This is a genomic window from Eubacterium limosum, assembly GCF_000807675.2.
Classification (GTDB): domain Bacteria; phylum Bacillota; class Clostridia; order Eubacteriales; family Eubacteriaceae; genus Eubacterium; species Eubacterium limosum.
This window is the reverse complement of sequence record NZ_CP019962.1, coordinates 2484728-2498768: the sequence shown is the minus strand read 5'-3', so window position 1 is coordinate 2498768 and position 14041 is coordinate 2484728. Positions and strand designations below refer to the sequence as shown.

The following is a 14041-nucleotide window of genomic DNA, read 5'->3' as shown; positions in this document are numbered from 1 at the left end:
TAAATTCTAAACCGCCGAACCTTACACGCGCGCAGCCCAGCCACTGTGCTTACACTTACAGGGACTGCACATTTTTCTGAGCGCCCCAGAAGTAAATAATGCTGATCATAAGATCAACAAGGCAGCCGACCACCACTGCCAGGCCGCCGCTGATATAAATGATGAGCGAAGCGACCGCTAAAACAAGCAGCACCACGCCCATGACACGCAGCGCCTTGGCCTTTCCGGCGTTGTCGCAGTTTTTAACTGCCATGATGCCGAAAATAAGGTTAAAAGCAGCGGTAACCACCAGGATAGCACCGCCTAAAACAGCGGTTGTTCCGGCAGCCGCCAGACTGCTGTCACCGCCCGCACTGGTGCTTAAAGCCGCGATCCCGCCGCCAGCAAAGGCAAAACAGGCCAGCAGAAGCTGCGCGATACCAAAAATAACTAAAATAATACCCGAAAATTTTAAATATTTTTTTCCTTCCAAAATAACATCTCCTTTGCAATTATAACTTTATTATAGCAATTCAATTCTTTTTCTTCAACGTAAATAACAGTAATGTTCTTTCCACAATGGTAAAGATAAAATATCTCCTGACTAGCGTGTAAAACGGCCTTTTCTCTACCAAAATCGTTCTGTTTTTACTGAAATCGTCTCTTTTTACCGAAATGAATATTATTTTACCGTTATGCGGGTTGAACTCAATTCAGGGCTAACGTATACTTTTTATAGAGAACGGAGTAAACCAAAACAAATGAACCGATCTGATAACTTAGAAGTACTCATAAGGGAAACTGAAAATATTTTAAAAAAACGGCTGAACCCTCAGGGTGCCCGCAATACCTACCGCACCTATCGGCTCCACTGCGTCAGCTTTATTAAATGGATTGCTGAAAATCACGAATGTACCACACTGGCAGAGGCGAGAGCTTACGTAGCGCCGTGGCTACAAAGCCGGGCAAAGCTCAGTAAAAACACCCGCATGGTGGACGCCAGCGCACTGGCAAAACTCTACGGCGAGGCGCGGCAATGTTTTTTACTGGATTCACCCTATATCCAGAGCCCAAGCCCCAATACACTGCGCCTATTCTGCATGTCCACCGGGCTGGTCGGTCATGAGCTCGTCCATCTGAAAAAGAACTGTCTGGTGCGTTTTAATCACCAGTACTTCATCCGGCTGGAAATGCCGGGTGAACTCCGCATGGTGCCGGTTGTCGATAACCGCGAAGCGGTCACCCGCATCATTGACGGATGCAGCACAGAGCCGCTGTGGACAGCTCTGCCGGACCGCTTTGACTACGAGGCAGCGCGGAACCATTACATTGTGAGGCTTTACAAAAGGCTGGCGCGGCCTGTACACAGTCTGGTAGAGAATGAGCAGTACCGTCTTCACAGCACAGCGGACATCCTTGACAAACGCGCTCTGTTCGGGGTGGCCCAGTCAACCGGAATTTATGACTACCGGGCTCTGGCTCGAAAAATAGGCCGCCTGCCAGAACTGAACAGAACAAAATCATAAGAGGTATTTATGTACTTATTTTATAATGTCGCCCTTCCCTTTGCCGTTATGGCAGGCCTGGGCTTTAGTGTGTTTAACAAAAAGCTGCGGCTGTCCGACAAAAGAGAAATCCTGCTGACAGCGGCAGCAGTGACCATCAGTGTTATTCTGGATAAGGCTGTGACCATCCTCCATGCGACTGTGCTGCTCTCAGAACCCTTTCTGATCGCACTGATCTTTATTTACTACCATCTGGTTTTTCATCCATCCGTTTATGAAACGGCCTTTGCCTTTTTCGTCCTTGAGAGCTATGTGCATATTGTTTCTTTTTTCAGCAATATCCTTGCAGGCGCACTGCCCGCATCCCTCACAGCCGTCAGTGCCAGCAGCCGCTTTCTTTTATGCTACGCGTTTGTGCTGGCAGTGACCCTGCCGCTCATGATTTTCTTTGTGAAGCGGTTTATCAAGCGGCTCATTGAGGCCGCCTCTGGTATGCCCGCTGTATTCTGGAACTATCTCTGGGGCGTTCCCTTTGCTTTCTACCTCGTCACAACCATGAAGGTTTTCCAGAGACAGGCCTTTCCGGAAGAGCTCACACAGCTCAGCATTCTGGTTTCCATCGCCTGGGTCATCGGCATCTTTGCGGTCAATATCCTGGTCATCCGGATGGCCCTTGAAATCCTCCAGCTGACAAGGGATCACGCGCAGCTTGAGCTGGCGTCCCGCCTTGTGGAAAAGGAAAAAGACCAGTACCGGCGTATAAAAAAGGATATTGAGGCCACCTCTAAGCTTCGCCATGACATGCGCCACCACCTGATAGGGCTGGAGGGCTATCTTGAAAAGAACGATGCCGACGGCGCGCTGGGATACCTGAGAAAGATCACGAGCGAGGCGGCGCCGGATGAGAGTGTCATCCTCTGTGATAACTGCGCCATCAATGCCATCGCCTGCCATTTTTTTGAGCGCGCAAGACTGTGCGGCGCCGAGGTTTCCAGCACTCTGTTGATTCCAGACGCTCTGCCCGATTCCGAAAATGATTTGTGCGTTGTCCTCGGCAACCTGATCGAAAACGCCGTTGAAGCCTGTGAGCGCCAGCAAAGCGGCACGCGTTTTGTCCATGTTACTGCCAGCTTTACAAGCAAGAGGGATTTCTGTATAATGGTTGAGAACAGCTTTGACCACGAAATCCAATACGATAAAAACGGAAACTGCCTTTCCTCCAAGCGCATCACAAACGCCACTCCGGAGGGTGGCATCGGGCTTTTATCCATTGAAAGCATCGTAAAAAAATATAACGGCACACTCCGCAGGGAAATAGAAAAGGACACCTACATGGTTCTGATTCTGCTGGAACTGGAAGATGGCCAGCAGCCCTCGGGCGAGAGCTTATGATACGGCAGCTTAAAACAACGGGAGGAGGCAGCAATTTGAATATTGCCATTATTGACGATTTAAAAGAGGACGGTCTGCTTCTCTGCGATTATTTGAAGCAGTACTGTGACGAAAACGAAACGCTTGCAAATATTAAAAACTTTGAAAAAGCTAGTGATTTTCTGGCCTGTTTTATCCCACAGGTTTACGACCTGATCTTTGTGGATATTTATATGGAGGGCATGAACGGCATTGAGCTGGCCCAAAAAATACGGGAGACCGACAGGGACTGCATCCTGATTTTCTCAACCACAAGCACCGAGCACACCCACGCGCTGGCGGGCTACAAGGTACGTGCAGCCGACTACCTCATCAAGCCCTATGATTATAACACTTTCTTTGAAACCATGCAGCGCTGCGGCGCCTTTATCCTTGAGAAAAACCATTTTATTGAGGTGAAGCAAAGCCGCAGAATCATCAAAATTCTGATCCGCAACATTCTTTATACCGATTACTCCAATCATTATATCTACATCTATACCAAAACAGGAACCGTCAAAACCTACATGCCTTTTAAGACCTTTTCTGAAATGCTCCTGCCCTACCCCAATTTTATCTGCTGTTACCGCAACTGCATGGTCAATCTGGATGAGGTCGATTTTATGGAGGAGCGGGATTTTATCATGAGCAACGGCGAAAGAATTGCGATCTCCAAGTCGGCGTACCAGGAGATCGTGGAGAATTACCGGAACTATCAGTTTAAAAAAATAAACCGTCTTAAAAGATAAAAAACCCCGGGCTGTACCAAAACGTTACATCCCGGGGTTCTCTTTTTATTTCATCAAACTTTTTTAATCTTTTTTTCCTTCTTATTCGCCACGCGTGCCTCACCTTTGCTGATGACCTGCATCACCTTGGCGATTTTGGCAAAAGCGCCGACTAACGGGTCCACCACATCTGATTTCAGATGGCTGACAGAATCCTCTACGCCGCCCAGCATATCGTTGGCTTTGTTCGTCATGTCATCGGCATTCTGCGTAATGCTGTCCACATTGTCCATAATGTTATGGATCTGTGCGCGGTTTTCGTCCATCAGCTTGGCTGTGGTTTCCAGGGTCGAACCCAGGTTTTTAAAAACCTTAATGAGATAAACCGTTCCAAACACAAAGGCAATGGCAATAATCAGGACTGCCAGCTCCCAGATACTAAAACTCAGTGTCATCATTTAACGGATACCAGTCCTAGTTCTTTACAACGTCTTTGGCAGCGTCTTTAACACTGTCGATGGCGTCAGAAGCCTTGTCCGCTGCGTCAGCGGCTACATCCTTAGCATCGTCCGCCGCATCCTTAGCCGCATCGACGGTGTCTTTGGCGGCATCGGCAACCGCTTCGCCGTCTTCCTTCTGAAGGGCTTCCAGTTCTTCGTTTAATTCTTCGATATCCTGGTTCACTTCATCCTGGATTTCCTGGATTTTATTTTCAATCTGGTTTTTGTACTGGTTTACCTTATCGGTTACAGAATCGGTCATGTCCTGCAGCTGTTCCTTCAGGTTTTCACCATATTCCACAGCCTGGTCATAAGCGTCACCAAAAGTGTCCTGTGCACCGTCTTTAATCTTACGGCGTGTTTCTTCGCCGGAGCTTGGGGCAAGCAGAATACCTAAAGCACCACCAATGATTGTTCCGACGAACAATCCGCCTACAAAATAACCTTTGTTACAACTCATATTCTTTGTCCTCCTGATTTTAAATCGTTTTTATCAATAATATAATAATACCCCAAAAAGCTTAAATTGAACAGCCCTTTGAGGTATTATTGAAAATTTCTTTACTTTTTTTAATTACTTTTCACCAAAATTGCTGTGCACCAACTCGACCAGCGCGTCCAGGGCTTCCTGTTCGTCCTCGCCGTCGGCTTCGATGGTGACCGTGGTGCCCTGCGCGATGCCGCCGGACATAATCCCCATAATGCTCTTGGCATTTAAGCGCGCATCACCCTTGACCACTTCAATTTTTGATTTGTACTTACCAGCGGTCTGTACAAACATGGATGCCGGTCTTGCATGCAGGCCGGTAGCATTGGTAATGGTTATAACCTTACTTACCATTTTTTAACTCACCTACTTATTAAACGATTTTAATTCCTAATTCTGCGATTTTTGCCTGAACCATTTCCTTGACTTCTTCGCCGGTTTCCAGGTTCAGGGCTTTCTCTGCAATGGCCTTTGCGTCTTCATAGCTGACACTGCGGATAATCTTCTTAACCTGCGGAATGGAGGAGGCGCTCATGGAGAACTCGTCCATGCCCAGTCCCAGAAGGATCAGCGTTGCCATCGGGTCGCCGGCCATTTCGCCGCACATACCGGTAAACAGACCATCACGGGCGTGGGAAGCGTCGATCACAGTCTTGACCAGGCGCAGGATCGCCGGATGCAGCGGATTGTACAGGTAGGAAACCTCCTGATTCATACGGTCTACCGCAAGGGTATACTGGCAAAGGTCATTAGTACCGATGCTGAAGAAATCCACTTCCCTGGCGATGATGTCTGAGGTCACCGCTGCCGACGGGATTTCAATCATGACGCCGACGCGGATATTTTTGTCATAAGCCTGTCCTTTTTCGTCCAGCTCCTTCATACATTCTGCCAGAATGCCTTTAGCCTGGCGCACTTCGGATACGCCGGAGATCATCGGGAACATGATCAGCGCATTTCCAAAGGCAGAGGCTCTCAGAATCGCTCTCAGCTGCGTCTTGAACATATCCACCTCGCGGAAGCATAATCGGATGGCGCGGAAGCCCAGGAACGGGTTCATTTCCTCTTCCAGAGGCAGATATGGCAGCTTTTTGTCCCCGCCAATATCCAGTGTACGGATGATGACCGGATCGCCGTTAAAGGATTCGACCACAGCCTTATAAGCCTCATACTGTTTTTCTTCATCCGGCATGGTATCGCTGTTCATGTATAAGAACTCCGTACGGTACAGGCCGACACCGCGTCCGCCATTTTTGTGCACGCCGTCGGTATCGTTCGGAGAGCCGATATTGCCGACCAGCTCTACCTTGTGTCCGTCGGTGGTCACGGCTTCCAGCTCCTTAAGCTCAGCCAGTTCCTTAATGTACGCCTGATAGTCTTCCTGCTGTTTTTGATAAGCGGCCAGCTCGTCGTCGGTCGGATTGATCACCGCCTGTCCCTTTAAGCCGTCGACCACAACGACATCGCCGTTCTTAACAGCGGCGGTAATGTCGCCCAGGCCCAGAACAGCTGGGATTTCCAGGCTTCTCGCCATGATGGCGGTGTGGGAGGTGCGGCTGCCGATGTTGGTGGCAAAGCCCTTGACCCGTGCCTTATCCATCTGAGCGGTATCGGACGGCGCCAGATCATCGGCTACGATGATGGTGTCTTCATCCAGGCAGGAGATATCCACATTTTCAACGCCCATAACATTGTTGAGCACGCGGGTTCCGACATCGCGGATATCTGCGGCGCGGGCGCTGAAATAAGGATCGTCCATCATGTCAAACATTTCAAAAAAGCGGTCCGTGACGGTTTTAACCGCAAACTCAGCATTGACGCCGTTTGTGTTAATCTCAGCCGTGATACTGTCCACAAATTCAGGGTCATCCAGAACCATGGCGTGGGCTTCAAAGATTTCCGCTTCTTCCTCACCTAGGTCATGGGCTGCTTTTTCTTTGATTTTTAAAATCTGTTCCTTACTTTTTCCAAGGGCATCCTGAAGGCGGGCAACCTCAGCCGCTGGATCGTCAACCTTTTTCTCAGTGACTTCCACTTCAACCTTGTCATATACAAATGCCTTTGCAATGGCAATACCAGGGGACGCAATAATTCCTTCTTTTAACATGAAAATATCCTCCACTTTCTATAAAGATTCTCTAAATCGTATTTCTACCTTCAAATGCTTTTATCAGTGTGATTTCGTCAATGTATTCCACATCGGCACCGATGGGAATGCCCTTGGCCAGGCGGGTAACCTTAACGCCCAGGGGACTGATGAGGTTGCCCAGGTACATGGCTGTCGCCTCACCTTCCGGGGTGGGGTTTGTGGCCATGATGACTTCCTCAATATCATTTTCACCAATGCGCAGAAGCAGCTCCTTTGCCTTGATGTCCTGCGGGCCAATGCCCTCAAGAGGCGAGATAACGCCGTGCAGCACATGGTAAAGGCCGTTGTACTCTCTGGTCTTTTCAATGGCGAAAATATCCTTTGTGCTCTGCACCACGCAGATCACCTTGCGGTTCCGGTTGGGGTCTGCGCACACATCACAGCGGTCACCATCGGTGATGCTGAAGCACTCCGGACACAGTTTGATTTTATCTTTTACGTTTAACAAGGCGTTTGACAGACCTTCAATCTCTTCTGCCGAAGCATCAATCAGATGAAAGGCCAGTCGCTGAGCGGTTTTTTCTCCAATCCCCGGAAGCTTTCCAAGTTCAGTAACTAATCTCTCAATGGCCTTTGGATAAAAACCCATAGTTCACCTCATATTCTGCTGTTTAAGCTTAAAATAACCCTGGAATGCCGCCGGTGAGTTTGCCCATCTGGCTTTCAGTCATTTCTTCTACCTTTGACAGCGCTTCGTTGCAGGCTGCCATGATCAGGTCTTCCAGCATTTCAACATCGTCTTCATCTATAACATCAGGATCTATTTTTACAGATGTAATCATCTTCTTCCCTGAAACAGTCACTTTGACAGCGCCGCCGCCTGCGGTGGCTTCCACTTCTTTCTCTTCCAGCTCTGCCTGAGCTTTCAACATTTCGTCCTGCATTTTCTGGATTTGTTTCATCATATTATTCTTGTTTCCCGGCATGCCTCCTGGCATTCCTCCGGGCATTCTTCTACCACGACCCATTTTTACCTCCTAAAAATTTTTATCGTTTTAGACCAAAATATTATATCATTAAATTTTAATATTTCCATATAAATTTTTACATTTAATAAAAGCAGAAAGATATTTTACATAATTTCTAAATCGTGCCTATCCTTTTACCTCAACGACCTCCACGCTGTCGTTGTTGATGATGGATTTTGTCTTTTCAAGGATCGACATCTCATCATAGTTTTTTTCCACAAGCTCCAGCTCCAGCACGTACTGGTCCCCTCCCAGCTCGCACAGCGTCTTCTTCACAAACTCAAACATGACCGGCAGCTTTAACATGCCCATTGCCGCCTGGCCATCCTTGTCCGCGGTAAACCGGAGCACCAGCTTTTTATCCCCCTTGTGCGCCAGCTTACAGCACATCAGCGGCCTGACCAGCATCTGCTTCTGCTTCTGGCAGCTCCGCACAAGCCCCGTGTACAGGTTATCGGTATTGACACTGCCCTCGGCGGTTTTCACCGCTGCCGAAGGCGATGGCGCCTGCTCTGCCGCCATGTCCACGCCGGAAACAGGCGGTGCCGCCTGCTCCTTTGCGGCTGGGACAGCTGCCGGTTCCCGGACGGCTGCCCGTGCGGCCGCCTGCATTTCCTGAGCGCGGCTTTTTACCGCGTTATCCGCATGCTGGGGCGCTGCCTGCGCCGGTCTCGGCGGCATTCCCTGGACCGCGCCTGCCTGCCGCCCCTGCTGACCCGCCGATCTTTCCGGCTGCTCCTGCGCCACGGTTTTTACCAGGCTGTCCGGATCGCAGAGCTTCAGAAGCGCCATCTCCACAATGACAGCGGCCAGTCCGCTGTAGCGCAGCTTATTCTTTTCCTCAATGAGGAAATCAATCATGCTGTAAAAACGCTGGTCAGGCACATCCTGCCCCACAGCAGCCAAAGACTGGCAGGCGCTCTCGGTAATGCCCAGTATCTCCTGGCTGGCAGTACCGGTTGTTTTGACAATGAGCACCTTGCGCAGGTAGTCAATCAGCTGGTCAAACACCAGCCCGCTGTCGCGGCCGGCTTCGCGCATTGCCTTAAATTTTAGGAGCACACCGCCCTTGTCGCCGGCCAGCATCTCCTGCACCAGCCCGGCAATCTGATCCTCATCCACCATGCCCATAAATGCCAGCACATCCTCATAGGTGATGGTTTTATCTGCCTCTCGGATATCAATGACCTGATCCAGCAGGCTCAGCGCGTCACGCATGGAGCTGTCTCCCCGGTAAGCAATAAAATCAATGGCCTCCCGGTCCATGGACACGCCGATGTCCTCCAGAATGTGCGCAATCTGCCCGGCGATCAGCTCCTTGGAAATCGGCTTGATGTCAAAGCGCTGGCACCTGGACAAGATTGTCATCGGGAGCTTGTTGGGCTCCGTGGTGGCTAAAATAAAGACGATGTGCTCCGGCGGCTCCTCAAGGGTTTTTAACAGCGCGTTAAAGGCTTCCTTTGTGAGCATGTGCACTTCATCAATGATGTATACCTTATACTTACCCATTGTGGGTGGATATTTCACCTTCTCACGGATTTCCCGTATTTCATCAACCCCGCGGTTAGACGCACCGTCAATTTCGATGATGTCCATCACGCCCGGCTTTTCGATGTTCAGGCAGGTATCACAGACGTTGCAGGGATTGCCGTCCTCGTTGTGTTCACAGTTGATAGCCCGGGCAAATATCTTGGCGATGGATGTCTTACCCGTTCCCCGGATTCCAGAGAACAAATAGGCATGCCCCACACGGCCCGATAATATTTGATTTTTTAAAATGCGCGTAACGTATTCCTGTCCCACAACACTGTCGAAATCCCGCGGGCGGTACCGTCTGTATAACGCTAAATATGCCATGATCTTCTCCTCTGTTTTTTCTTAACCTTATTATAATATAACGCGTGTTTTTTGTATAGGCCTTCCCTTTACTTGTCCGAATTTATCATGTATAATATTAAATAATAACTGTATAAATATACGTGAAGGGAAATGCTATGGAACACTCAAAAAAAATAAAACTTCTGGCAAAATGCGCCCTGTTCGGCGCTGCCATTATCTGGGGGAGCTCCTTCTTTGTGGTTAAAAATACCGTGGATATTTTTACACCCCACATGCTGCTGGGCTTCCGCTTTACCATCGGCTGTATTCTGCTGGCGGTTATTTTCCGCAAAAAGCTTAAGCTTCTGAACAAGGGCTATTTTATAAGCGGCGCCGTCATCGGCTTCTGCCTCTTTGCCGCCTACAGCCTCCAGACCATCGGCATCACCGATACCACCCCTGGGAAAAATGCCTTTTTAACCGCGATTTACTGTATTATCGTGCCCTTTTTATTCTGGGCAGTGGATAAATCCAAGCCGGATATTTACAACTACCTGGCCGCCATTATCTGCATTGTGGGCATTGGCCTTGTCTCTCTGACCGAGGGCTTTACCATTGGTTTTGGCGATGCCTTTACCCTGCTGGGCGGGCTGTGCTTTGCGGCCCACATGGTCGCCGTTGCCAAGCTGGGCCGTGACCGTGACCCCATCCTCATCACCATCCTGCAGTTTGGCTACGCGGCCATCTTTGCCTGGATCGTCGGCTTTGCCACCGAGTCCCTGCCCGCAGTGTGGACCCTCGACAGCGTCCTCGGCCTCCTGTTTCTGGCTTTTTTTGCCACCGCGGTGGCTCTGCTGCTCCAGAACGTCGGGCAGAAATACACCCATCCCTCTGCTGCCGCCATCATCCTGAGCCTGGAATCCGTTTTCGGCGTTTTGTTCTCCGTCATCTTTTACGGCGAAGCCCTGACGCCCAAGCTGCTCATCGGCTTTGTCCTGATTTTCATTGCCATCATCGTCTCAGAAACCAAGCTCTCCTTCCTGCGCAAAAAGGCACCGCTGGAGGAGATTCCCGAAAAGACCTGCGAATGATTTACAGGCTTCAAACTGTAAACAAAATTGAAAGGAAGCGGCGATTTCAATGGAGAATTGAGAATGGAAAATGGAGAATGAAAGAACCCTTTTACTTACGTAAAAGCGATTAAAAGAGCGGCCTTTGGCCGCGAATCCAATCAAAATGCCCAGCATTTTGTTCCTGTAATTCTCCATTCTCAATTCTACATTCCCCATTAACAGGCCTCTTATTAACGCTTTACCTCTTTATGATAACCTTTATCTACACTTTGAAAGCCCTGCGATTAATTTTGCAGGCTTTTTATTTTCACTTTTTTGGGTATAAATACTACATTCTATCAGTATCCAGAAAGGAAAATATCCATGTACAATTTATTGGTTGGCGGCGCAGCCGGTGACGGTATTGACACCATGGTCGCTGTGCTCGAAAAAGTTTTGAAAAAGTCCGGCTATTTTGTCTTTTCGGCCCGTGATTTCATGTCACGTATCCGAGGAGGCCACAATTTCACCTTAGTCCGCTTTGGCCCAGAGCCCATCACCTCACATTCCCTTAAGGTAAACGGCATTGTTGCCATGGACGAGGAAACCATTTCCAGACACCAGGACGAGCTGGTGGACGGCGGCTTTATCCTGTGCGACATCGGCCTGAAAACCGAGCATCCCCACGCATTAAAAATTGATATGCGAAAAAAAGCTAGCGAACTCGGCAATCCGAAGGTTGCCGGCGTCATTGCCATGGGCGCAGTGCTCAGACTCTTTGGTGAAACCTTAGAATCCGCCGAATCCGTTTTGGAGGATTCCATCAAGCCCGCATTTCTGGAAATGAACCGCCAGGGGCTTCTGTTCGGCTATGACAGCGTAGAAGCGCGCTACCAGCACCTGCCCTCAAGTTACAGCGATTACCTGCTGCTGAGCGGCAACGACGCCATCTCCCTGGGCGCTCTGGCCGCAGGCCTCCGGTTCTATTCTGCTTATCCCATGTCCCCCTCCACCTCTATTCTCAACTATCTCGCCGATACCAGTGCTATGACCGGCGTGGTGGTGGAACAGGCAGAGGATGAGATCGCGGCCGTAAACATGGCCATCGGCGCCTCCTACGCCGGCGCGCGCGCCATGACTGCCTCCGTGGGCGGCGGCTTCGCGTTAATGACTGAGGCTGTCGGCTTCTGCGGCATTGCCGAAATCCCATTGGTCATCGGCGATATTCAGCGCCCCGGTCCTGCCACCGGGCTGCCAACCCGCACCGAGCAGGCCGATCTGCGCTTCGCCATTGCCGCTGGCGCCGGCGATTTTCCTCACATGGTCATTGCCGTCAAAAATCAGGAGGACGCCTTTTACCAGACCGTACGCGCCTTTAACCTGGCCGAAAAGTACCAGATGCCTGTGATTTTATTGAGCGACCAGTATCTGGCCGACGCCACAGCCACCATCCTCCCCTTTGATCTGAACGCGCTTGAAATAGAGTCTGTGGGCGCCACCCTGACCGGCGCGCCCGAGGATTACCGCCGTTACCAGATCACCGAAAGCGGTATCTCACCGCGGCTCATCCCCGGCAGAACCAAAGCCATTGTCACCACCGACAGTGACGAGCACGACGAAATGGGCTATATCACCGAATCCGCCGAAATGCGCGACGCCATGGTCGAAAAACGCGCCCGAAAAATGGCCGCCCTGCGCTATGAGCTCGAGGAGCCCGACTTCCTGGGCGATAAGGATTTTAAGACCCTGCTCATCGGTTTTGGCTCAATGTGGGGGCCGCTTAAGGAAGCCGTGGAAATCCTCAACGAAAAAACACCTTCCGGCTACGGCGCCCTGGTTTTCGGCGATGTTTTCCCGCTGCCGCTGCAGGTGCTGCGCGGCTTTGCCGAACAGGCAGAAACCATCATCAACGTGGAACAGAACGCCACTGGCCAGCTGGCTGCCCTTCTCCGAGAAAAGGCCCTGCTGCGCTGTGACGCTTCCGTATTAAAATACGACGGCCGTCAGCTCTCCGGCGAAGAGATTGCCGACGCTGTCATGAAGGGAGAAAACAAATGAGTACCTATATCAAGCACGAAACCGCCTGGTGCCCCGGCTGCGGCAACTTTATGATTCTCGACACCTTAAAAAGTGTCCTGGAAGACCTGGAGCTGCCCAATGACCAGGTGCTCCTGGCTGCCGGCATCGGCCAGGCCGCCAAGACCCCACAGTACCTGAATGCCAATTCTTTCTGCGGGCTGCACGGCCGCTCCCTTCCCGCAGCGCAGGCGGCAAAAATGGCCAATGACGATCTGACCATCATCATCGACACTGGCGACGGCGACTCCTATGGCGAGGGCGGCAACCACTTCCTCCACGCCATCCGCCGAAATGTGGATATCACCCACTTTGTCCATGACAACCGCATTTACGGCCTGACCAAAGGGCAGATTTCCCCCACCACAGACGCCTGTACCGAACACAGCGTCAACAAAGTATGCAACCTGAACACTCCCTTTAACCCGCTGGCCATTGCCCTGACCGCAGGCGCCACCTTTGTGGCCCGCAGCTTCAGCGGCAATAAAGAGCATCTGGCCGAAATGATGAAGCGCGCCATCCACCACAAGGGCTACGCCCTTTTAGACATTCTCCAGCCCTGTGTCAGCTTCAATAAGGTCAATACCTTTAAATATTATAAAGAACATGTGGATATCCTGGACGAAAACCACCCCACAGACGACCGCATGGCCGCCCTGGAGCTGGCTCTGACCAACAGCGAGCGGATTCCCATCGGTGTTTTCTATGAAAACAACCACCCTGCCTTTGCCGAAACCCACTCCGTGCTGTCTGCAGGGCCTGCACTGGTGGACAGAGAGACAAATTTAGAAGGGATCGCCGCGCTGATGAACGCGTTTGTGTGATCATAAAAACCCCGGGACGTAACGAAAAGTGACGTCCCGGTTTTTTATGCACGGTGGCGCTTAAGCCATTCGATCTCCACCATCCGTGCTTCGCACATCCGGCTCCTGATAGTTTCATCGCTGTAGGGAACCCTGACCACCACGCCGTCATGGTAGGCAATTTGATGGTTAAAATCTTCTACGGCCAAAAAGCGCTCCCGGACTGAAAACCAGTTAACATACAGAGGCCCCTCCCTGCGTTCAAAAACCATAAACGACAGACAGGGTTTTATAACAATCGGCAGCATAATCCTGTTTTCATCCCCACTCGACAGTACCTCCCGCGCCATTTCACGGCAATGAGGCACGCTGATCATCAGATGCTTTAAAATCATTTCATAAAAGTGCTCCAGACGCCCGTTAAAAAGAACCTGCTCGCCATCTGTGAAGGTAACGCGCACCTTGTTATCCGGATAATCCAGCACCTCCTCGTAACAGGCAATCCGCCTTTCCAGAATGGCCGCGCGTTCTTCATAGGTGCACTCTTTTTTCATACTCTTTACTCC

General features: G+C 50.6%; 15 protein-coding genes. 6 read left to right on the top strand and 9 right to left on the bottom strand.

Annotated elements, in window-relative coordinates; all coding sequences use genetic code 11:
- Positions 1 to 55: 55 nt before the first annotated feature.
- Positions 56 to 472: a hypothetical protein gene (locus tag B2M23_RS11730; protein WP_038352216.1), complete on the bottom strand. Its 417-nt coding sequence runs from the start codon at positions 470 to 472 to the stop codon at positions 56 to 58.
- 268 nt (positions 473 to 740) lie between these two features.
- Here B2M23_RS11730 and B2M23_RS11725 point away from each other — a divergent pair, with 268 nt between their 5' ends.
- From B2M23_RS11725 to B2M23_RS11715, 3 genes are read left to right on the top strand one after another with little or no spacing between them, the layout of a single operon-like run.
- The gene (locus B2M23_RS11725) at positions 741 to 1505 is read left to right on the top strand and encodes a hypothetical protein (protein ID WP_038352217.1); all 765 of its coding nucleotides are present in this window, start codon (positions 741 to 743) and stop codon (positions 1503 to 1505) included.
- Positions 1506 to 1514: 9 nt separating this feature from the next.
- Positions 1515 to 2876, top strand: coding sequence for a sensor histidine kinase (locus tag B2M23_RS11720; RefSeq protein ID WP_038352218.1), 1362 nt, complete (start codon positions 1515 to 1517; stop codon positions 2874 to 2876).
- A gap of 35 nt (positions 2877 to 2911) precedes the next feature.
- On the top strand, positions 2912 to 3643 hold the full coding sequence (locus B2M23_RS11715) for a LytR/AlgR family response regulator transcription factor (protein ID WP_038352219.1): 732 nt from the start codon (positions 2912 to 2914) through the stop codon (positions 3641 to 3643).
- A 53-nt stretch (positions 3644 to 3696) separates the two neighbouring features.
- On the opposite strand, the gene B2M23_RS11710 is transcribed toward B2M23_RS11715, so the two are convergent.
- From B2M23_RS11710 to dnaX, 7 genes are all read right to left on the bottom strand, one after another.
- The gene (locus tag B2M23_RS11710) at positions 3697 to 4080 is read right to left on the bottom strand and encodes a DUF948 domain-containing protein (RefSeq protein ID WP_038352220.1); all 384 of its coding nucleotides are present in this window, start codon (positions 4078 to 4080) and stop codon (positions 3697 to 3699) included.
- 16 nt (positions 4081 to 4096) lie between these two features.
- Positions 4097 to 4582, bottom strand: a complete 486-nt coding sequence (locus B2M23_RS11705) for a YtxH domain-containing protein (protein ID WP_038352221.1) — start codon at positions 4580 to 4582, stop codon at positions 4097 to 4099.
- A gap of 114 nt (positions 4583 to 4696) precedes the next feature.
- Positions 4697 to 4963 (bottom strand): HPr family phosphocarrier protein, encoded by a 267-nt coding sequence (locus B2M23_RS11700; RefSeq protein WP_038352222.1) that lies wholly within the window; start codon positions 4961 to 4963, stop codon positions 4697 to 4699.
- A gap of 19 nt (positions 4964 to 4982) precedes the next feature.
- The gene (gene ptsP, locus B2M23_RS11695; protein WP_038352223.1) at positions 4983 to 6716 is read right to left on the bottom strand and encodes a phosphoenolpyruvate--protein phosphotransferase; all 1734 of its coding nucleotides are present in this window, start codon (positions 6714 to 6716) and stop codon (positions 4983 to 4985) included.
- Between the two features lie 31 nt (positions 6717 to 6747).
- Positions 6748 to 7347, bottom strand: coding sequence for a recombination mediator RecR (recR, locus tag B2M23_RS11690; RefSeq protein WP_038352224.1), 600 nt, complete (start codon positions 7345 to 7347; stop codon positions 6748 to 6750).
- A 28-nt stretch (positions 7348 to 7375) separates the two neighbouring features.
- The gene (locus B2M23_RS11685) at positions 7376 to 7708 is read right to left on the bottom strand and encodes a YbaB/EbfC family nucleoid-associated protein (protein ID WP_425284044.1); all 333 of its coding nucleotides are present in this window, start codon (positions 7706 to 7708) and stop codon (positions 7376 to 7378) included.
- Between the two features lie 144 nt (positions 7709 to 7852).
- On the bottom strand, positions 7853 to 9583 hold the full coding sequence (dnaX, locus tag B2M23_RS11680) for a DNA polymerase III subunit gamma/tau (protein ID WP_038352226.1): 1731 nt from the start codon (positions 9581 to 9583) through the stop codon (positions 7853 to 7855).
- A gap of 137 nt (positions 9584 to 9720) precedes the next feature.
- Between dnaX and B2M23_RS11675 the strand changes: the two genes are divergently transcribed.
- From B2M23_RS11675 to B2M23_RS11665, 3 genes are all read left to right on the top strand, one after another.
- Complete coding sequence (locus tag B2M23_RS11675; RefSeq protein ID WP_038352227.1) at positions 9721 to 10635, top strand: DMT family transporter; 915 nt, start codon at positions 9721 to 9723, stop codon at positions 10633 to 10635.
- Positions 10636 to 10980: 345 nt separating this feature from the next.
- Positions 10981 to 12654, top strand: a complete 1674-nt coding sequence (locus B2M23_RS11670) for a 2-oxoacid:acceptor oxidoreductase subunit alpha (RefSeq protein ID WP_038352228.1) — start codon at positions 10981 to 10983, stop codon at positions 12652 to 12654.
- Positions 12651 to 13496: a 2-oxoacid:ferredoxin oxidoreductase subunit beta gene (locus tag B2M23_RS11665; protein WP_038352229.1), complete on the top strand. Its 846-nt coding sequence runs from the start codon at positions 12651 to 12653 to the stop codon at positions 13494 to 13496. The genes B2M23_RS11670 and B2M23_RS11665 overlap by 4 nt, the downstream gene beginning before the upstream one ends.
- Before the next feature lie 44 nt (positions 13497 to 13540).
- Here B2M23_RS11665 and B2M23_RS11660 read toward each other — a convergent pair whose 3' ends face one another.
- Entirely contained in the window at positions 13541 to 14029 is a 489-nt protein-coding gene (locus B2M23_RS11660; protein ID WP_038352230.1) for a hypothetical protein, read from the bottom strand.
- Positions 14030 to 14041: the final 12 nt, after the last annotated feature.

Coding starts and splice junctions, on each gene's coding strand:
- B2M23_RS11725 (WP_038352217.1), top strand. CDS start 741: ATGAACCGATCTGATAACTTAGAAGTACTCATAAGGGAAACTGAAAAT.
- B2M23_RS11720 (WP_038352218.1), top strand. CDS start 1,515: ATGTACTTATTTTATAATGTCGCCCTTCCCTTTGCCGTTATGGCAGGC.
- B2M23_RS11710 (WP_038352220.1), bottom strand. CDS start 4,080: ATGATGACACTGAGTTTTAGTATCTGGGAGCTGGCAGTCCTGATTATT.
- B2M23_RS11705 (WP_038352221.1), bottom strand. CDS start 4,582: ATGAGTTGTAACAAAGGTTATTTTGTAGGCGGATTGTTCGTCGGAACA.
- B2M23_RS11700 (WP_038352222.1), bottom strand. CDS start 4,963: ATGGTAAGTAAGGTTATAACCATTACCAATGCTACCGGCCTGCATGCA.
- ptsP (WP_038352223.1), bottom strand. CDS start 6,716: ATGTTAAAAGAAGGAATTATTGCGTCCCCTGGTATTGCCATTGCAAAG.
- recR (WP_038352224.1), bottom strand. CDS start 7,347: ATGGGTTTTTATCCAAAGGCCATTGAGAGATTAGTTACTGAACTTGGA.
- B2M23_RS11685 (WP_425284044.1), bottom strand. CDS start 7,708: ATGCCCGGAGGAATGCCAGGAGGCATGCCGGGAAACAAGAATAATATG.
- dnaX (WP_038352226.1), bottom strand. CDS start 9,583: ATGGCATATTTAGCGTTATACAGACGGTACCGCCCGCGGGATTTCGAC.
- B2M23_RS11675 (WP_038352227.1), top strand. CDS start 9,721: ATGGAACACTCAAAAAAAATAAAACTTCTGGCAAAATGCGCCCTGTTC.
- B2M23_RS11670 (WP_038352228.1), top strand. CDS start 10,981: ATGTACAATTTATTGGTTGGCGGCGCAGCCGGTGACGGTATTGACACC.
- B2M23_RS11665 (WP_038352229.1), top strand. CDS start 12,651: ATGAGTACCTATATCAAGCACGAAACCGCCTGGTGCCCCGGCTGCGGC.
- B2M23_RS11660 (WP_038352230.1), bottom strand. CDS start 14,029: ATGAAAAAAGAGTGCACCTATGAAGAACGCGCGGCCATTCTGGAAAGG.